Here is an 18,296-nt window from a genome sequence, read left to right on the forward strand (position 1 = left end):
GTATATGTTGATTGGAGCAGAAGGTGAGAAACTCCTGCTTAGAACAGTGGGACAGGTACATCCTGTAGCGGAAATCAACAGGTAAATTTAACACATACTTTTTTTAAAAAGCGGACTTTTTCAACGCCCTCGAAATCAACCACTAATTTTTTTGCTTAGTAGCAATAAAGTTTACAAAAACAGCCTTATTTAAAAAAGTAATGCGCCTTCAATATAAGATGTAGCTAATTTGTGACAAAGAGATGTTTACTACTCTTCATTTTTGGGAAAAGAACAATAAACATGCAACCTTTTGACCTATTGAAACGTATATTCATATATACATATAAATTCTTAAAAGAAGAAGGTGATGAAAAAGCGTCATTAAAAAGTCAAAAATAGTCAAGAAAATCACTGTTAATTTTGTGTTTCTTCGTATATAATATTAAATATAAAGATTTCTATTTAGTACTTATTGTAAAGTAAGTATGAAAATCATTATTAATCAAATTAGGTGTTTACTATAAATAAGGGAGTGAAGTATTAATGGTTACATTATATACATCACCAAGTTGTACATCATGTCGCAAAGCGAAGTTATGGTTAGAAGAACATGATATTGGTTATACAGAAAGAAATATCATGTCAGAGCCTCTTTCTATTAAAGAAATCAAAGAAATCCTTCGAATGACTGAGGATGGGACAGATGAAATTATTTCTACTCGTTCTAAAGTTTTTCAGAAGCTAGATATAAATGTAGAATCTTTACCCTTACAACAACTATACTCACTCATCCAACAAAACCCGGGGTTATTAAGAAGGCCCATTATAATTGATGAGAAGCGTCTACAAGTAGGGTATAACGAGGATGAAATCAGAAGATTTCTACCAAGAAGAGTTCGGACATTCCAACTAAGAGAAGCACAACGCTTAGTGAACTAAGCTTAATAAAAAATTCTACAACAATTGTTGTAGAATTTTTTATTTAATGTCTTTGTTTTTTTAGGATATTCACTATATATCCTGCAATTAAAACGAATGCTACGGTTAAAATAGGCAACCCGTCTTTTACTGTTTCATAGTTTTCGAAGAATAATAGTAGTCTAGGCTCATGCGTAATTGTACTACCAGCCGTAAAGGCTAAAATCCCTCCGCCTACATAAACTAGCGCTGAAAAGCGTTCCATTAAGTATAAGATTAGCTTGCTTCCCCCAATAATGATCGGTACAGATACAAGTAAACCAATCGCAACTAGGTAAATGTTCCCGTGTGCTGCACTTGCAACGGCAATGACATTGTCAAACCCCATTACGATATCAGCAAACACTATCGTCTTTACAGCTGCACTGAGTGTCGAAGCCGCATTTACATTCGCAGTATCATTCTCGTTATCTACTAGAAGTTTATAAGCAATAAAAATTAATAGAAGTCCACCAACTAATTGTAGATAAGGTATTTGTAACAAATAGACTGCTAGAACCGTTAAGATAATTCTAACCACAATCGCAAGGCCAGTCCCTAAGAAAATAGCCTTGTTTCGTTGTGAGTCTGGGAGGTTTCTACTTGCTAATGCAATAACAATGGCATTATCTCCCCCAAGTACAATATCAATTCCTATAATTAGTAGTAGTGCAGTCAAAAATTCTAATTCCATCTAAAACACCCTTACCGTTTTTTTGATTGACTTCCTAAATATAGAATTAATTAGACAACCTGTCAATGAAAACAAGGGCTGTAAACAGGTAAAAGGCTGCCCTAAATTTTTTAACAGATACGTATTTTTTCCGATGGATAGGCATACGTTTGTTTTTTAAAAAATAGGTGTTTTTATTTCCCTAATCAAGATATTTATCATAAAATAGAAGTACAAGGTTGAAAATATTCCTTGTGATTGAATAATTGTTCTCAGTGGATAGCGTAAAGTGTATGTGATAAGATTGATACACTAAAAAAATGGGTACATTGATAAGAAATGCACGAGCACATGTTCAACCTCGAAATGCAGATGTTCTCGAACTTCAAGACGATATCTTACATTTTTTAGTTCGAGGTTATATGAACTCGGGAAGTTAGGAACTGGAGCTAGGGTATGAAACTAAATTAAGAAATAATTTTTAAAACTAGAAATTAGAGCACTTCGCTCTGGGGGTTATGTCCCTTCAGTCGTTTAAATGAGAAGGGAGAGTTGAAGGATGGAAATTGAACGGATTAATGAACATACTGTAAAGTTTTATATAACCTACGGTGATATAGAAGATCGAGGCTTTGACCGCGAGGAAATTTGGTACAACAGGGAAAGAAGTGAAGAACTTTTCTGGGAGATGATGGATGAAGTTCATCATAAAGAAGAATTTTCTGTAGAGGGACCACTTTGGATACAAGTTCAAGCACTTGATAAGGGAATTGAGGTTGTTGTTACAAAAGCTCAATTATCTAAAGACGGTCAAAAGATCGAACTTTCCTTATCTGACGATAAAACGATTGATCTTCCTGTCGATGATAAGATCGAATCTCTTCTTGATCAGCATTTTCAAACAAAACGTAATGTATCTGATGATTCTCAAATAGAAGAAATAGAGGAAACTGACTCACTTCAATTCATCATACGCTTCGCAGATTTTGAGGATGTAATATCATTGAGTCACAGATTAGATCTACAACAGGTTATTTCAGATAAACTTTTTCTCTATGAGAACCGCTACTTTCTATATGTGGATTTTATGGAAGATATAGAGGAAGAGCATCTCGACAATACACTCAGTTTATTACTTGAATATGGTTATGAAAGCCAATTAACCATCCATCGCATTGAGGAATATGGAAAAGTAATCATTGCAGAACGAACATTTGAAATTTTGCGTAAGCATTTTACTCCAAAACCTTAGCCGATTCCATTTGAAGGAATCGGTTTTTTTACACTTTATTTTTAAATTAATGGAAAGAGGGAAAGGTATGAAACAAACGTTACAGGTTTTCGTTTTTATTACATTTACTTTCTTTTCGGTTTACTCAATCCAAACTTTCACTGGTCAGCAGTTACTAGGTGCAATTAGCATTTTGTTCACCATACTTGCTGTTTTAATAGGCTTCGTTATTTTCCTTGAAAATCGTCATCCTACCAAAACAATTACGTGGCTATTCGTTCTTGGTGCTTTTCCCGTTCTCGGTTTTATTTTTTATATGATGTTCGGTAGGAATTTTAGAAAGAAGAAAATTTTTCAAAAGAAAGCAATCATTGATGAGAATACCTTTTTAAAAATCGAGGGTAACCGTTTTGAAACTTTAGAAGGCATAGAATTCTTTGAAGATCATCATAAAAGGCTGTATACCCTTGCTAGCCGATTAAGTAAGAGTCCAGTATCATCAAAAACCTATTCTGAGGTACTTACGAATGGGGAAGAGACATTTTCAAAAATAGTACAAGAATTAAACAATGCGAAGCATCATATACATATGGAATATTACATAGTAAAAGATGATGAAATTGGCCGTGAAATTAAAGATATACTTATGGAAAAAGCAAAAAAGGGCGTAAAGGTGCGTTTTCTATTTGACGCGGTTGGTAGCTGGAGATTGTCCCAAAAGTATATTACTGATTTAAGAGCTGCCGGCGTTGAAATGGTTCCTTTTTTTCCTGTGAGACTTCCTTTCCTCAATCATAAAGTCAACTTTCGTAATCACCGAAAAATTATTGTGGTGGATGGGATAAAAGGGTTTGTAGGTGGTTTGAATATTGGGGATGAATACTTAGGGAAGGATAAATATTTTGGATTCTGGCGTGATACTCACCTATTTCTAGAGGGGGAAGCAGTCAGAAGTCTACAACTAATCTTCTTACAGGATTGGTATTATATGACCAGTGAGGCTCTTTTAACAACTAGCTATCTAACACCTTCCATTAAACAAGGAGAAGGCTATGGGGCCTTACAGCTTGTTGCAGGAGGACCAGATAATGAATGGGAAGTAATCAAAAATCTCTTTTTTGAAATGATATCTACTGCAAAAAAGTCAATTTGGATTGCCACCCCTTATTTAATTCCTGACATGGACATACTTACAGCCTTAAAAGTTGCCGCTTTAGGTGGTATTGATGTAAAAATTATCGTACCAAGTCGTCCTGATAAAAAAATTGTTTTTTATGCATCTCGTTCTTATTTTCTCGAACTAATAGAAGCTGGAGTTGGTGTATATGAGTATGAAAAAGGGTTTATGCATAGCAAGTTCCTCATTATTGATGAAGTTCTAGCCTCCATTGGTACCTCAAACATGGACATGAGAAGCTTTCACTTAAATTTTGAGGTCAATGCTTTCTTATATCAATGTAGCAGTATCGATGTATTAGTTAAAGAATTTCAGCTTGATCTGCAGCACTCGGCAAAAATTGACTACGAGGTGTTCATCAAGAGAACACTCATGCAACGAATAGTTGAATCATTATCTAAATTGCTATCACCCTTATTGTAAAAGTAATTCTTGATTGAATTGCTTTTTTTCTAGTTTTAAGCAGGATTATTGAAATCAAGGAAGAATTAAGTAGGATGTAAAAAAAAGGAGCTGATGAATTGAAGTGCTAGTTGCTCATAATGAAAAAGGAAGAATGTTCTCGATGAATGGTGTATGGGCGAAGGATTCTTTATTAGGTCTAAGAGAGAGTGAAACATTCCTGTGCCCGAGCTGTAAGAAGACAGTCCTATTAAGAATCGGAAACCATCGAATACCGCATTTCGCACACGTGAAAAAAAGTGATTGTGATTCATTCTCTGAAGGAGAATCGGCTTACCATTTAGAGGGGAAGGTTCAGCTATATGAATGGCTAACCCATCAAGGATATTCTCCAGAGCTTGAACCATATTTTAAAAAGGTAAAGCAACGACCAGATTTGTTTGTGTGTAATCAAAAGTACCAATACACCATTGAATTTCAATGCTCAGCATTGGATTCCAATAGATTCAAAGAGCGAACCGAAAACTATATCCTAAATGGTTTTAGCCCGCTTTGGATTCTAGGTGGAAAAAGACTGAAACAAACGTCAAACAACCGATTTACCCTCTCTACATTTGATTGGATGTTCACAAAACTTATAAATAAAAAACCGAGTCTCCTATATTACTGCCCGGAGATAAAGAAATTTCTAATCCTACACGAAATTGTTCCCCTTACTTCAAGCACCGTTATCGCAACTCTAGATATCATATCCCCTCACGAACGATCTCTCACAAGCTTACAGAATCAAGTGAGTAATATGGTTTATCCAATCGATGCTTGGCTTGATATGAAGAAGAGTTGGCGTTTAAATTGCACCCAATTTCCATCTCATAGTATGAAGAAGCTATTAAATTTCTTGTATTTAAAACAGATTTATCCAAGCTTAATACCTTCTGAAGTTGGAATTCCAGTCCCTTCCATGTATTGGATTCAAACATCCCCCATGATTTGGCAATCCTGGATTCTCCTAGAGTATATTGAAACCCTTCCTACCTACAGTCAATTTTCATTCCAATCCGTTTATCACTTTATTAAGATGAAGAAGAAAAGTCAGCTATTTTTTGTTAAAGAGCTTCCACTTATTACGAATAGTCATTATTCTTTTGCCATAATGGAGTATTTAGACCGTTTAGTTGATACTGGACTATTGATGTATATCGATAAAAAAACATTTCAAAAGATGAGGAACTGCCAGTTTCCTTCACAAATAGAGGAGGCCCTCTTGGAGGATCAGCGATTGTTACTCATGTTGAAGGAAAAGAAGCGGGAGATGTGATGTATGGTAATTGTTTTTCGCCTGAGTATAGTTCAATTTCACCTGGGGAATCTTATACTCAACTCTAAGTGAAGGGACTGAGTACACTGAAAAGACGAAAAAAAGGAATAGCGATGACAACTCTTGCGATGGTTGGAGCAGGTGTTGTAGCTTACGGTGTCACACGCTCGATGTCAAACAGGAAAAATGGTCAAGGTATGCATAACGAGAAGAATGATTTCGTTACAGATACACCGGAAATATTCCAATAACGTGGGTTTTTGACTGCCGAGATATTCTATTCTCGGCAGTTTGTTTTTTGGGATGGAGGATTGGTTTTAAAAGATAGATTTGTTTTCCGTGCTTGCAGTGGAAAGTATGATATAAGGGAAGAAATCTCTTATCGCTGATTAAATGGAATAATCGCCGAAATAATCGACGATAAAAAACTTTTTTGAACATGGTAGCAAATATAGTCCTCTTTGACACACATAAAGGTGAAAAAAAGGAAAACCACATAACCAACAGTGGATTTCCTTCATAATTAGTGTATATTTCTGGCAATATCGCATCGTTTTTACTATAAATGTCGCTGGATTACAAATTAACATTTATCCTAAGATAACCGAAGCTAGGCTACTCCTCAGTGCTGCTCAGTCAAAATAATGGGCCCATTCTTAGTTATGGCAATGGTGTGCTCGTATTGTGCAGATAGAGAGCCGTCAAATGTTCTAGCTGTCCAGCCATTTGCGTCCATCTGAGAATGCCAAGTTCCTATGTTAACCATCGGCTCAATTGTAATAACCATACCTTCCTTTAATCGCGGACCGCGGTTTGGTAATCCAAAGTGTGGCACTTGAGGCTCTTCATGTAAGGTTGGGCCAATGCCATGACCAATGAAATCCCTAACAACAGAAAAACCTTCTGCTTCTACATAGGTTTGAATGGCGTGACCTATGTCGCCGATTCTATTGCCTGCGACAGCTTTCTCGATACCAACGTAAAGAGCCTTTTTTGTTACTTCCATTAGTTTGGTTGATGCTTCAGGTATTTCTCCAACGGCATAAGTCCAAGCAGAATCGGCTAAACCCCCATTTAAATTTACAACCATATCGATTGTTACAAGGTCACCTTCCTTTAAGGATTCTTTTCGTGGAAAGCCATGACAGATTTCGTCGTTAATCGATGCACAGGTTGCGTATTCATAGCCACGAAACCCTTTCTGCTCAGGAGTCGCACCATTTTTAGTTAAGAAATCCTCCACAAACTCGTCAATCTGTTGGGTCGTGATTCCAGGTTTGATTAGTTTTGCAAGCTCTTTATGGCAAGTGGCAAGCAATGCCCCTGCTTTATGCATTAATTCAATTTCTCTCTCAGTTTTAATTGTAATCATATATTCACGTCCTTAATATCAGTATTTATCAAAAGTATCATAGGAACTTCACTTTCCTTATTATATCGTGCATGTCAAGACGGATAAAAAAAAGTTCCACGTAAAAACTATTATATGTGGAAAAAAAGAGGAAATAAATTGATGATTATCGAATAATTATGATAGACAAATATTTCGACTGTCAAAACAATATAAAAAGTATCGGGGGTCCTATTTAAAATGGCTGAAAAAACAGCAACAAAATCGCTGCCTACGAGAAGTGAAGTACGCTCGGAAGACACTTGGAAATTAGAAGATATATTTGCCACTGATGATTTATGGGAAGCAGGGTTTAAAGAAATAAAAGCAATGATTTCAAAGGCTGGTGAGTTTCAAGGGAAGCTTGGTGAATCTTCTACCACTTTTCTAGAGTTGCTTACCTATCAAGATGAACTGTTGATGAGAATGGGTAAGGTGTATACATATGCTCATATGAGATATGACCAAGATACTACAAATTCTCATTATCAAGGATTGAACGATCGAGCTGCCAACCTATATACGCAAATTTCAAGTGCATTAGCTTATGTTGTACCTGAAATTTTAGCCCTTGATGAGGAAAAAGTAAAGTCATTCCTAGCTGAAAAGGCTGAGCTTAAGGTATATGAGCATGCCATTGAGGAAATCACGCGAACAAGACCTCATGTCTTATCAGCGAAGGAAGAAGCAATACTTGCTGAAGTTTCAGACGTTACAGGTGCTGCAAGTACCACATTTGGTATGTTAAATAATGCAGATTTAAAATTTCCTTCTGTAAAAGACGAAAACGGGGAAGAAATTGAGATTACTCATGGCCGCTATATACGTTTCCTAGAAAGTGGAGATCAGCGAGTTAGAGAAGAAGCCTTTAAAGCGGTTTACGAAACATACGGGAAGTACAAAAATACATTTGCAAGCACGCTTTCAGGAACAGTGAAGAAGGATAACTTCTATGCACGTGTAAGAAATTACAAATCAGCCCGTGCTGCAGCACTAAGTAACAATACTATCCCTGAACAAGTATATGAGAACCTAGTTAATACTGTGAATGACAATCTTCATCTACTTCATCGCTATGTGTCATTGCGAAAAAAGGTGTTAGGATTAGATGAAATTCATATGTATGACCTCTATACGCCACTAGTGAAAGAAGTGAAGATGGAGATAAGCTATGAAGAAGCAATGGATCATGTATTACACGGACTGGCCCCACTTGGCGAGGAGTATCAAAGCATTCTCAAGGAAGCCTACGAGAATCGTTGGGTTGATGTCCATGAAAATAAAGGGAAGCGGAGTGGTGCCTATTCGTCTGGAGTATATGGTACAAATCCGTATATCCTCATGAACTGGCAGGACAATGTGAATAATCTGTTCACATTAGCACATGAATTTGGTCACTCTGTGCACAGCTATTACACAAGGAAAACACAACCATTTGTCTATGGCAATTATTCAATTTTCGTTGCAGAGGTTGCTTCAACATGTAACGAGAACCTATTAAATGATTATCTGCTCAAAACAATTGACGACGAGAAGAAGCGTTTATACCTATTGAACCACTATCTAGAAGGTTTCCGTGGTACAGTTTTCCGTCAAACGATGTTTGCTGAATTTGAGCACAGTATTCATTTAAAGGCTCAAGAAGGAGAAGCCCTAACTCCTGATTTATTAACGAGCATGTATTATGAGTTAAACAAGAAGTATTTCGGCGATGAAATTGTGATTGATGAGGAGATTGGCTTAGAGTGGTCTAGAATTCCTCATTTTTATTACAACTACTATGTTTATCAATATGCAACAGGTTTTAGTGCAGCATCAGCTCTATCCAAGCAAATTCTTGAAGAAGGTCAGCCAGCGGTAGATCGTTATATCGAGTTTCTTAAAGCAGGAAGCTCAGACTACCCAATCGAGGTATTGAAGAAAGCGGGAGTGGACATGACTTCTGCAGAGCCGATCGAGTTAGCGTTGAAAGTATTTGAAGAAAAGTTAACAGAGATGGAGCAGTTGCTAGAGGGATTAAAATAATTTTTTAGTGAAATGCATTAAAAGGATTGGGATTTCCCAATCCTTTTTCTAATGAAAAGATATGTTTGATAGGGGTATTATATTATTGGGAAATGATGCCCCAAGCCCAACATTACATGTGTGATAAGGTATCAGAGCTCTCGCAAATGCGTAAACAGGAATCATTACACTCAACAAAAAAAACTAAGAGGTGCATGTCTGCACCTCTTAGTTTCGCGTATAGCCTTTAAAACGATTTCGATTATTTACTACATACATAATTAAGAATATAACGAGGAATAAAACTGGGGTTGTCAGAATAATTGGAACTAGGTTTAACATTCCAAGAATCTGAAAGTATAAGGCCATAATAAATGCTACGATGGCAAAGGTGAGTTTCCATTTCATATCTAACCCTCCATGGTGTATGTTGTTCCATGTATATGCCAAATGGGACAGGAAAAGAAATATAAAGTGAAATAATTATTGGGTTTGCTGGAATATCATCCATAAAAAATAGAACTTGGCATTAAACACCAAGTCCTTTTCAACCTAAATATCTCCAAAATGTTCCATATTTAACTGGGACAACTTCTACTTTTTGTTTGAGTAACAGCTTTTTCATTTCTTTTTCAACTTCATTGACTGGTAAATTATAAACAACTGAGATTTCTTTTGTTGCAACAAACTTAAAGTATTGTAGAAATATTTCGAGCGGAGGAGGAGGAGCTGGATCAGGAATATCCTGCAGGAGGTCTTGAATAATTCTCACATACACATCATAAGGATAACAGCCAGTAACCTTCATTCCTGCTTCTTCAAAATTTTCGTTAAAGAAGACGAGGGTCGGAATCTTGTCGACTTCCATGTCAATTGTGATTTTTAAGTCACATTGAAAGGCTCTCGCAGCACTCTCTGAATGTAAATCCTTGATGAGTTCATCCACATCAAGACCAACACTTTTAGCACATTCTATTAATACAGTTTCATCCGATATATTTTGTTTTTGTAAGAATAAAAGCTCTTGAAGCTTTCTCAAAAATCTCAATCCAACTCTTCTTCCTTGTAGTTCAGCTGCCTTTATGGCAATAGAAGCTATATAGGGTGTGGATATTGGATTTTCTAGCCATATATCTCCGTCACATGACATCCCAGACCGACTTGCTGTTTTTTCCCAAACATCAGCAAGACTTCCATTAAGAGTGCCCTTCCTTAAATTTAATGAAGCGAGACGACCACTCACAACGTGTCGAATGGAGAGGTACTTTCCATATTCAATTTGCAACTTCTTCAAAATCGGTTCAAGAGCCCAGCATTCTGGACATAGTGGGTCAATAAAGACATAAATCTCAAGAGGCTTCTTCCCGCATTCGTGCCATGCTGAACGACCTTGACGATCAATCACGGAATATTTCCTCCTTTGTATCCGGAGTGTTAATCATATGTTGTGCTGTTAAAACTAACCGTTGATTTAATTCCTTCCGAAAATGACCTTCCAAACCAATCTCATCCATTGCATCACTCATGCATTGTAACCATGCATTTGCCCGTTTTGGCGTAATTTCATGAGGCATATGGCGTGCACGCATCATTGGGTGCCCGTGTTCAGTTGTATAAAGCTGTGGTCCACCTAAATATTGGGTTAGAAATTGTTTTTGTTTCCGGGCTGTTTCAGTCAAGTCATCAGGGAAAATAGGAAATAGATCAGGGTGATTTCCTACTCTTTTATAAAAGGCATCTACTAAACGAGAGATTACCTCATCACCTCCAATAGCATGAAAAGGGGTAGTAAAATGCTCTTGATCTGTCATATAAATAAACTCCTTTTATGTGTACGAAAGCTACATTGTTGGGATTTCAGCACAGTTAAAGTTAATGTGTCGTTCTTTATTTTAACAACCATATCTTCAATCTTCAAATAAAGTGACTTATGCATCTATTTCCATCTGCTAAAAAGTGAATTACCTCACGCCCCTCATATATACATGGATCTTTGACGAAAGAATAAAGAGAAGAATACTAAGCAGGATCGATGCTCCACCAATCACTCCAAAATACGACATCTCGTTCACAACTGTATAAAGCTGAACAATCTGCGCATTAATGGCCTGTGCAGCAGCACTGGATAAAAACCAAACACTCATTGTTTGTGCGGAGAAGGCAGCAGGAGCCAATTTTGTGGTCGCTGAAAGACCTACAGGTGATAAAAGTAATTCTCCTAATACAACAATGAAATAACTGAGTAAAAGCCATAAGGGGTTTACTAGTGAATAAGCCCGATGGATGTCAGTAGAAATCTGATTGTGGAACACTTTCTATCATTTTTTGTTTATAATTTGACATATTGACGACCTCCCTTATTCTTTTACTATTCCTTTTTTGTCGATAATTAAAACCTCCATCATTTTTTTGTAAAAAAAAAGGGACTCCCATGAGGGAACCCTAAACGTTTAATTGACTATACGTATTCGTAACTTTTTTTACATAGTTTTGTGTTTCTTTAAATGGAGGAATACCACCATATTTATCCACATTTCCAGGACCCGCATTATAGGCTGCAAGTGCGAGCTTTGTGTTGCCATCATAACGGTCTAGCATATTACGCAAATATTTTGTTCCACCCTCGATGTTTTGAGCAGGATCAAACATATTTTTGACTCCCAGGCTTTTGGCAGTAGATGGCATTAATTGCATGAGTCCACTTGCACCAGCGTGGCTGACTGCATTTGGGTTAAAATTAGATTCATTTTTAATGACAGCTTTAATTAACTTTGGGTCAACATTATATTTTTTTGCAGCTTGTTGAATCATTTCTTCCATATTTCCTAATTGAATAGGAGGGAGTGCATTTTTTAATGACTCCATACTAGGTAGGCTAGATGTTATTTTTTCAACTGCATTAGGAAGAGAGGATAAAGCATCTTTGGTAGTGGAGAGTCCTTCAGACATTAGCTTGGAAAAGAGTTCTTGAAATAAAGTCGTATCATTTTGTCCAGGTGCTGTTGTTTCAGAAAAATTACGAAGTGCCTGAATTTCTAACATCATTTTCATCTGACTAATATTCATGTTATTCATATTTTTTCCACCTCTTTGCTAGACAGTTTTGCATTGAAAAATCGTTTGATCTTATTCTCAGTCGTTCTAATAGGAATACCGTGCTTATGAAGGAATGCAAGGAATTTCTCTTGTCCATGTTTAAAATCCTGTACCTCATATTCTAGTTCATAATCATCTTGGTTTAAATAACGGCTATGGTCAAAGACAAGTATTCCGTCTAAGTCGTGTATTTCTGCACGATTTGTTTCGAGTGTACCAAAGTGTACAATCTTTGCCGAATCAATTTGAAGTGCTTTTATAATATTCTGTATATCCCCATCAAGAAGAGTTCCACCTGATAACATGCCCATTGCTTGCTGTTCGGTTAAAACTTGATGTGTTTCAAGAATACCTTCTTCAATAGGCTGTTTTAGTGTTAATGTATAGACACCATTTTTATGGCGAATTCGAAGTGCAGCACCGTTACTTTTAAGATCGAATGTTGCTGTATCAAAATAATGATTTTGCTGTAAGGTAAACCGATTTTCAGTAAGGGAGTATTCATTAAGCAAGAACTGAAATTCTTCTTTTACTAGTAAGTTTTTAAACTCAATCTCTATTTCTTGGTTCATTAATTATGACTCCTCATCTCTCGAACGTATTCATATATTTCTTATTATACTATATCCTGTTTGTTAATGTTGGTAGGCTTTTTATGGTAAAATATATTTAGAATTTATAACTAGATTTATTTAAGAAGGAGTACAAGTATGAGTACAAAAATTATAATAGAAAAAGTAGAGTGGAATAATGGGAAACTCTTACTTTCTTCGAATAGTGATGTGGACGAAGCTCTAACACCAACAGGAAGAATGTTAGCTGATTCAAAGAGACTTGCTTTTATTTACATACTAGAAACATCTACTGATTATATGTATGTATCCATTTCAAGAGAGTATTGGAGAGACTTACAAAAGGCGATAACAGATCGTTCAACAGTGATGGTAGTGTTCAATAACCAAAAACTAGAATTAGTAGAAATAGTGGAAGAACTTTTATACTTAAGCAGCAATATAAAAGGGAATGCCAATTACGGTGACGAGATGGTAAACGAGGTAGAAAAAATTTTCCTAGGCACTGATCAATCAACTAAATAGAAGAGTATTAACAACATGTAGACTTTAGTGGCGGTGGTTTTATGATAGAGAACTGGGATGTGTTTTTAGCTCCCTATGAGCAAGCAGTTGATGAATTAAAAATCAAATTTAAAGGTATTCGTGCCCAATTCGAACAGAATTCACTTCACTCACCGATTGAATTTGTAACAGGTAGAGTGAAGCCAATCCCGAGTATTCTTGATAAAGCCATACGAAAAAAGATTGACTTGACAAGGTTAGAGGATGAAATGCAGGATATTGCTGGTGTCCGAATGATGTGTCAGTTTGTAGAGGACATCAAAACAGTGGTCGAGCTTTTACGCAAACGTAAGGACCTTGTCATTGTGGAGGAAAGAGATTATATCTCCCAAAAGAAAGAGAGCGGTTATCGTTCGTTTCACTTAGTCGTTCGCTATCCGGTTGATACACTGAATGGTGAGAAAAACATATTAGTGGAGATACAGATTAGAACATTATCTATGAACTTTTGGGCAACGATCGAGCACTCGTTACATTATAAATATAGTGGACAAATACCACCTAAAATTCTTCAACGATTGCAACGAGCAGCAGAGGCTGCTTTTCGACTAGATGAAGAAATGTCACTTATTCGTGATGAAATACAAGAGGCACAAGCAGTTTTCTCCAGAAAACAAGACTCTTAAAAAAAGGAGGGTGGGCGACAATGAAGTTTGCGATCACATCAAAAGGGGATACTGTCTCAAATACGCTCATGCATAAAATGAGAAATTATTTACAGGACTTTGAACTTACTTATGATGAAGAAGAGCCTGATCTCGTGATTTCAGTTGGGGGAGATGGAACCCTTCTATATGCCTTTCATCGATATAGTCATCGACTTGATAAAACGGCATTTGTAGGTGTTCATACTGGACATCTTGGTTTTTATGCAGACTGGGTACCTGACGAAGTAGAAAAGCTCGTCATTGCCATTGCAAAAACACCTTATCAAACAGTTGAATATCCGTTATTAGAAGTGATTATTCGTTATATAAACGGTGGAAAAGAAGTTCGGTACTTAGCCTTGAATGAGTGTACGGTAAAAGCAGTTGAAGGATCACTCGTGATGGATGTAGAAATTAAAGGCCAGCATTTTGAAACGTTCCGTGGAGATGGTTTATGTGTTTCGACTCCAACAGGTAGTACGGCTTACAATAAAGCACTAGGTGGGGCCATCTTACACCCATCAATTGAAGCCATTCAAATTGCGGAAATGGCCTCCATAAACAACCGAGTATTCCGGACAATTGGCTCACCACTTGTTTTACCTAATCATCATTCTTGCATGCTAAAGCCAGTTAAAAATGATGATTTTCAAATAACAATTGACCACTTGACCCTTTTGCATAAGGATGTAAAATCAATACAGCACCGTGTTGCCGATGAAAAAATTAGATTTGCTAGATTTCGCCCTGTACCATTTTGGAAAAGAGTAAGAGACTCATTTGTTGGAGAATAAGTAAGAAAGGAATCACTTTGTGAAACCATTTACTTTAATTTGGACGATTGAATTGCAAGACGAGGGAAAGCTTGTTAGGCAATTTTTGAAAGAAAGAGAGATATCAAAGGCAGCTTTAACAGATATTAAGTTTGGCGGTGGAAGTATAACGGTTAATTCAAACGAAATGACCGTTCGTTACGTTTTAAAGAAAGGTGATTTGCTAAGGGTCGTGTATCCTCCTGAGATGCCAAGCTTAGGAATTCTTAAGGAAGATATCCCTTTTGAAATTGTGTATGAGGATGACTATTTGCTTGTCATTAATAAGTCAGCCTATATGGCGACCATCCCGTCAAGAGAGCATCCGACGGGAACGCTCGCTAATGCCATCCTTCATTATTATGAAGTGCAGGGAATTGCTTGTACGATTCATATCGTAAATCGACTAGACCGTGATACATCAGGCTTATTAATCGTGGCAAAGCATCGTTTTACCCATCATCTGTTTTCTAAACAACAAAAAGTGGCGTCTATTAAAAGAAGATATGAAGCATTTGTTCATGGGCATCTTTTTCCTGAAAGGGGTACGATCGACGCTCCAATTGGCAGGAGAGAGGATAGCATCATTGCGCGAGAAGTCAGAGAAGACGGACAGCCAGCCGTGACACATTATTTTGTTTTGACCGGCTATGATGAGTTTACTCATGTTTCCTTAAAGCTCGAAACAGGCAGAACACATCAGATTCGTGTTCATCTAGCATATTTAGCCCATCCTTTATTAGGGGATGACTTATATGGAGGAAAGAGGAATTTGATGGCACGACAGGCGTTGCATAGCTGTGAATTATCATTCGTTCATCCTATTTCAGGGGAAAACCTTACATTTACAGCTGGATTACCTGACGATATGAAAAAAGTTATAGAGAAGGAAGGCTAGCAGCGGGTGGTTGCTAGTCTTTTTTGTATTCGCGTGACTATATTTAAATTATATCGGCGATTATTGGTTTTTATCGGCTATTTTTTGATTATATCAGCGATTATCGATTTTTATCGGCGATTATTGAAATATATCAGCGATAAGCAGAATAGTTCCAAAACGATTCCGTAAATGACCAATTTACTCTATAGCACCTGGCACCTTTTACTTATTAACTAAACTTTCTCACTAAATGTCCGGAATTTCTCTTCAACCATGGGCATAGTGGACGGGACAGAAACTGTCGCTATTTCTGGGTACCTGAAAGCTGTTAATTTTCCACCAAAAACTGCACCTGTGTCAATGTTGATAGTATTATTGATCATGCGAGGGTGATGAACTGGTGTGTGACCATAGACAATCCATGCTACTCCATTATAATCCTGTGCCCAATCTCTCCTTACTGGTGAGCCGTCCGGGTGTTTCTCTCCAGTTATGTCACCATACAACACAAAGGTTTCCACTTTTTTATCTGTTCTCCCTATATAGTCTTCACAAATTCCGGCATGTGCAAATACTAATTTCCCGTTGTCTAAAACTTGATATAAAGGAGACATCTCATAAAGTTGGATAAATTGATCCTTCACAAACTTCTTATTTTTGTTCGACAATACCTCATACTCAGCCACTGTCGTTTCCAATCCATGCGTTATTTGAACATTTCGACCAAGCAAATACCGATACAGTTTGTTGCAATGGTTTCCTGGGCAGTAGTAACCTTGCCTTTTTTCAATGACAAGTCGATAGACCGTATGTATGACTCGAAGAGAGAGAGGTCCACGGTCTGTTAAATCTCCTACAAAACCTAGTACCCGGCCGTCTGAATGAATGGGTAAGCCATCCTTCCACCTATAACCCAGTTTCTCGGTTAAAACCACAAACTCTTCAAAACAACCATGAATATCGCCGATAATATCAATCTTCAAACGAATTCCTCCTGTTGAACTATTGGTTTTTGTACACCCTAGAACCTCGAGGTCAAAGAGCATGAACCAAAAAAAAACCGATACTCTCTCAAAACTCAGTACATTTCCTAAGCCAGAGCCTTTCCGAGTAATTCTGCTTTTCTTATCATATGAACAAAAAAAGCAGCATACTCGCTGCTTTTTAGTCAAATAAATACTTTTTGGTCCTAGATCGTACATTTAAGATGATGCCAATGGCCAGCATATAGGTGGCGAGCGAACTACCGCCATAGCTTATAAAAGGGAGCGGGAGTCCTGTTATAGGAAGGAGTTGGATGGTCATTCCAATGTTTTGGAATACTTGGAACGTAATCATACCGATAATACCGGCACATAAATAACTACCGTAGGGATCATTAACTTCTAGAGCAATATGAATCATTCGGTAAATCAGAAGAAAGAAAAGAGAAATAACGATACTGGCTCCAATAAAACCATATTGCTCAGCAATTATGGCAAATATAAAGTCGGTATGTGCTTCTGGTAGGTTCACTTCCGTTTTCATATATCCTTTACCAGACAACTCTCCTGAACCAATGGCTAATAGTGATTTGATGAGCTGAAACCCTTCGTCACTTGAATATTCATAAGGAGCCAACCATCCATAGAATCGATCCAAGGCATATTCGTCTAAGATGTATTCCCTGAAAAAGACGGGAAATGCAAAGAAAATATAAACAAGAGTTGTTATTGATACTAAAAAAGTAAATCCTAATGAAAATAGAATCCTCCAGCGAATCCCCGAAACAATGGATAGGGATATAAAAATTGACATAAATACCATAGACATTCCTAGGTCAGGCTGTCTTATTAATAATAAAAGTGGAACTAATGTGGTGAGAAATAGCTTTCCTAATAAATATAAGTCTAACTTAATGGAACCTTCTTGGTATTTTTCACGATGTGTTACAATGAGCTGACTTAAAACCAAAATTAGAAAAATTTTTAAAAGCTCAGATGGTTGGAAATTCCCAATACCAGGGAGTTTGTACCAGCTTGTTGCTCCTTTAATGGTTTGAACAAGATTACTTGGAACATTAAATTCTAGTCCAAGTAATAAGAAAATACCAAAACCATATAAATACCAGGCAACCTGTTTAAACCGGTCATAGTCAATAATCATCGTTACGATGATGGCAATTGTACCAATTACATACCATTGCCATTGTTGGGCTACGAAATTAATATTCTGCAGCTTCGCAGGAAGAGAGGGTTGAGCACTTAAAATCGCAAATGTACTGGCGATGGCTAATAAAAATAAAATAAAGAGTAATGTATAATCAATGCGCTGTGGCGTTGTTTTTTCTGAATCCATATAAAATCCCTTCTAGATATGTAATGATTTCTTATAATGTTCTACCCTACATTTTACTAATGTTTCATTGAAATGCAAAGGAAAGGATTAACTAGAGTATATAGATTTATTCGATTGATTAGTTAATTTTATGACAAGCTTATTTGTACTTGTAGTCTAATTGACCTTAATTTATCTGTCCAATTAAGTGTAACCTATCAATACTATTCAGTTGGGGGATTGAAGTTAGAAGTTACACTAAGAAATAGGCTATA

The 18,296-nt window shown here is 36.8% G+C and carries 19 protein-coding genes and 1 pseudogene; 10 read left to right on the forward strand and 10 right to left on the reverse strand.

The window, feature by feature from the left end:
* Positions 1-525: 525 nt before the first annotated feature.
* Positions 526-921, forward strand: a complete 396-nt coding sequence (gene spxA, locus ACOI1C_RS08050; RefSeq protein WP_422509724.1) for a transcriptional regulator SpxA — start codon at positions 526-528, stop codon at positions 919-921.
* A gap of 43 nt (positions 922-964) precedes the next feature.
* Here the strand turns inward: spxA and ACOI1C_RS08055 are convergent, their stop codons facing one another.
* Entirely contained in the window at positions 965-1,633 is a 669-nt protein-coding gene (locus ACOI1C_RS08055; RefSeq protein WP_422509726.1) for a TerC family protein, read from the reverse strand.
* 538 nt (positions 1,634-2,171) lie between these two features.
* On the opposite strand from ACOI1C_RS08055, the gene mecA reads away from it, so the two are divergent.
* The 4 genes from mecA to ACOI1C_RS08075 all read left to right on the forward strand — a co-directional run bounded on the left by mecA (position 2,172) and on the right by ACOI1C_RS08075 (position 5,991).
* Positions 2,172-2,864: an adaptor protein MecA gene (gene mecA, locus ACOI1C_RS08060; protein WP_422509728.1), complete on the forward strand. Its 693-nt coding sequence runs from the start codon at positions 2,172-2,174 to the stop codon at positions 2,862-2,864.
* 67 nt (positions 2,865-2,931) lie between these two features.
* Positions 2,932-4,443 (forward strand): cardiolipin synthase, encoded by a 1,512-nt coding sequence (gene cls, locus ACOI1C_RS08065; RefSeq protein ID WP_422509730.1) that lies wholly within the window; start codon positions 2,932-2,934, stop codon positions 4,441-4,443.
* A 103-nt stretch (positions 4,444-4,546) separates the two neighbouring features.
* Positions 4,547-5,740 (forward strand): competence protein CoiA, encoded by a 1,194-nt coding sequence (locus ACOI1C_RS08070; protein WP_422509732.1) that lies wholly within the window; start codon positions 4,547-4,549, stop codon positions 5,738-5,740.
* Between the two features lie 113 nt (positions 5,741-5,853).
* Positions 5,854-5,991, forward strand: coding sequence for a hypothetical protein (locus tag ACOI1C_RS08075; protein WP_422509734.1), 138 nt, complete (start codon positions 5,854-5,856; stop codon positions 5,989-5,991).
* Positions 5,992-6,362: 371 nt separating this feature from the next.
* On the opposite strand, the gene map is transcribed toward ACOI1C_RS08075, so the two are convergent.
* A complete protein-coding gene (map, locus tag ACOI1C_RS08080) occupies positions 6,363-7,112 on the reverse strand; it encodes a type I methionyl aminopeptidase (RefSeq protein WP_422509736.1) in 750 nt (249 codons plus the stop codon).
* A gap of 219 nt (positions 7,113-7,331) precedes the next feature.
* Here map and pepF point away from each other — a divergent pair, with 219 nt between their 5' ends.
* Positions 7,332-9,155 (forward strand): oligoendopeptidase F, encoded by a 1,824-nt coding sequence (pepF, locus tag ACOI1C_RS08085; protein WP_422509738.1) that lies wholly within the window; start codon positions 7,332-7,334, stop codon positions 9,153-9,155.
* 207 nt (positions 9,156-9,362) lie between these two features.
* Here pepF and ACOI1C_RS08090 read toward each other — a convergent pair whose 3' ends face one another.
* From ACOI1C_RS08090 to ACOI1C_RS08115, 6 genes and pseudogenes are all read right to left on the reverse strand, one after another.
* The gene (locus tag ACOI1C_RS08090; protein ID WP_422509740.1) at positions 9,363-9,542 is read right to left on the reverse strand and encodes a hypothetical protein; all 180 of its coding nucleotides are present in this window, start codon (positions 9,540-9,542) and stop codon (positions 9,363-9,365) included.
* A 139-nt stretch (positions 9,543-9,681) separates the two neighbouring features.
* Entirely contained in the window at positions 9,682-10,539 is an 858-nt protein-coding gene (locus tag ACOI1C_RS08095; RefSeq protein WP_422509742.1) for a ClpXP adapter SpxH family protein, read from the reverse strand.
* Positions 10,532-10,945: a globin gene (locus ACOI1C_RS08100; protein WP_422509744.1), complete on the reverse strand. Its 414-nt coding sequence runs from the start codon at positions 10,943-10,945 to the stop codon at positions 10,532-10,534. The genes ACOI1C_RS08095 and ACOI1C_RS08100 overlap by 8 nt, the downstream gene beginning before the upstream one ends.
* A 150-nt stretch (positions 10,946-11,095) precedes the next feature.
* Positions 11,096-11,404, reverse strand: a pseudogene (locus tag ACOI1C_RS08105) (MFS transporter); the annotation flags it as partial.
* A 172-nt stretch (positions 11,405-11,576) separates the two neighbouring features.
* Entirely contained in the window at positions 11,577-12,200 is a 624-nt protein-coding gene (locus tag ACOI1C_RS08110) for a lytic transglycosylase domain-containing protein (RefSeq protein WP_422509863.1), read from the reverse strand.
* 5 nt (positions 12,201-12,205) lie between these two features.
* Positions 12,206-12,802: a CYTH domain-containing protein gene (locus ACOI1C_RS08115; RefSeq protein ID WP_422509746.1), complete on the reverse strand. Its 597-nt coding sequence runs from the start codon at positions 12,800-12,802 to the stop codon at positions 12,206-12,208.
* 138 nt (positions 12,803-12,940) lie between these two features.
* On the opposite strand from ACOI1C_RS08115, the gene ACOI1C_RS08120 reads away from it, so the two are divergent.
* From ACOI1C_RS08120 to ACOI1C_RS08135, 4 genes are read left to right on the forward strand one after another with little or no spacing between them, the layout of a single operon-like run.
* On the forward strand, positions 12,941-13,327 hold the full coding sequence (locus ACOI1C_RS08120) for a hypothetical protein (RefSeq protein ID WP_422509748.1): 387 nt from the start codon (positions 12,941-12,943) through the stop codon (positions 13,325-13,327).
* A gap of 41 nt (positions 13,328-13,368) precedes the next feature.
* A complete protein-coding gene (locus ACOI1C_RS08125) occupies positions 13,369-13,992 on the forward strand; it encodes a GTP pyrophosphokinase (RefSeq protein ID WP_422509750.1) in 624 nt (207 codons plus the stop codon).
* A gap of 20 nt (positions 13,993-14,012) precedes the next feature.
* The gene (locus tag ACOI1C_RS08130) at positions 14,013-14,807 is read left to right on the forward strand and encodes an NAD kinase (protein ID WP_422509752.1); all 795 of its coding nucleotides are present in this window, start codon (positions 14,013-14,015) and stop codon (positions 14,805-14,807) included.
* A 19-nt stretch (positions 14,808-14,826) separates the two neighbouring features.
* Entirely contained in the window at positions 14,827-15,723 is an 897-nt protein-coding gene (locus ACOI1C_RS08135) for an RluA family pseudouridine synthase (protein ID WP_422509754.1), read from the forward strand.
* 215 nt (positions 15,724-15,938) lie between these two features.
* Here ACOI1C_RS08135 and prpE read toward each other — a convergent pair whose 3' ends face one another.
* Both prpE and ACOI1C_RS08145 read right to left on the reverse strand, forming a co-directional pair.
* Complete coding sequence (gene prpE / locus ACOI1C_RS08140) at positions 15,939-16,688, reverse strand: bis(5'-nucleosyl)-tetraphosphatase PrpE (protein WP_422509756.1); 750 nt, start codon at positions 16,686-16,688, stop codon at positions 15,939-15,941.
* A 181-nt stretch (positions 16,689-16,869) separates the two neighbouring features.
* Positions 16,870-18,042: an FtsW/RodA/SpoVE family cell cycle protein gene (locus ACOI1C_RS08145; RefSeq protein WP_422509758.1), complete on the reverse strand. Its 1,173-nt coding sequence runs from the start codon at positions 18,040-18,042 to the stop codon at positions 16,870-16,872.
* Positions 18,043-18,296: the final 254 nt, after the last annotated feature.

The sequence above is a fragment of the Bacillus sp. DJP31 genome, assembly GCF_049310945.1.
Taxonomy (GTDB): domain Bacteria; phylum Bacillota; class Bacilli; order Bacillales; family SA4; genus Bacillus_BS.

What these genes read in the sequence shown, in the direction of transcription:
- spxA (WP_422509724.1), top strand. Translation starts at nt 526, where the DNA reads ATGGTTACATTATATACATCACCAAGTTGTACATCATGTCGCAAAGCG.
- ACOI1C_RS08120 (WP_422509748.1), top strand. Translation starts at nt 12,941, where the DNA reads ATGAGTACAAAAATTATAATAGAAAAAGTAGAGTGGAATAATGGGAAA.
- ACOI1C_RS08100 (WP_422509744.1), bottom strand. Translation starts at nt 10,945, where the DNA reads ATGACAGATCAAGAGCATTTTACTACCCCTTTTCATGCTATTGGAGGT.
- ACOI1C_RS08110 (WP_422509863.1), bottom strand. Translation starts at nt 12,200, where the DNA reads ATGAATATTAGTCAGATGAAAATGATGTTAGAAATTCAGGCACTTCGT.
- ACOI1C_RS08145 (WP_422509758.1), bottom strand. Translation starts at nt 18,042, where the DNA reads ATGGATTCAGAAAAAACAACGCCACAGCGCATTGATTATACATTACTC.
- pepF (WP_422509738.1), top strand. Translation starts at nt 7,332, where the DNA reads ATGGCTGAAAAAACAGCAACAAAATCGCTGCCTACGAGAAGTGAAGTA.
- ACOI1C_RS08090 (WP_422509740.1), bottom strand. Translation starts at nt 9,542, where the DNA reads ATGAAATGGAAACTCACCTTTGCCATCGTAGCATTTATTATGGCCTTA.
- ACOI1C_RS08115 (WP_422509746.1), bottom strand. Translation starts at nt 12,802, where the DNA reads ATGAACCAAGAAATAGAGATTGAGTTTAAAAACTTACTAGTAAAAGAA.
- map (WP_422509736.1), bottom strand. Translation starts at nt 7,112, where the DNA reads ATGATTACAATTAAAACTGAGAGAGAAATTGAATTAATGCATAAAGCA.
- ACOI1C_RS08130 (WP_422509752.1), top strand. Translation starts at nt 14,013, where the DNA reads ATGAAGTTTGCGATCACATCAAAAGGGGATACTGTCTCAAATACGCTC.
- ACOI1C_RS08075 (WP_422509734.1), top strand. Translation starts at nt 5,854, where the DNA reads ATGACAACTCTTGCGATGGTTGGAGCAGGTGTTGTAGCTTACGGTGTC.
- cls (WP_422509730.1), top strand. Translation starts at nt 2,932, where the DNA reads ATGAAACAAACGTTACAGGTTTTCGTTTTTATTACATTTACTTTCTTT.
- mecA (WP_422509728.1), top strand. Translation starts at nt 2,172, where the DNA reads ATGGAAATTGAACGGATTAATGAACATACTGTAAAGTTTTATATAACC.
- ACOI1C_RS08125 (WP_422509750.1), top strand. Translation starts at nt 13,369, where the DNA reads ATGATAGAGAACTGGGATGTGTTTTTAGCTCCCTATGAGCAAGCAGTT.
- ACOI1C_RS08055 (WP_422509726.1), bottom strand. Translation starts at nt 1,633, where the DNA reads ATGGAATTAGAATTTTTGACTGCACTACTACTAATTATAGGAATTGAT.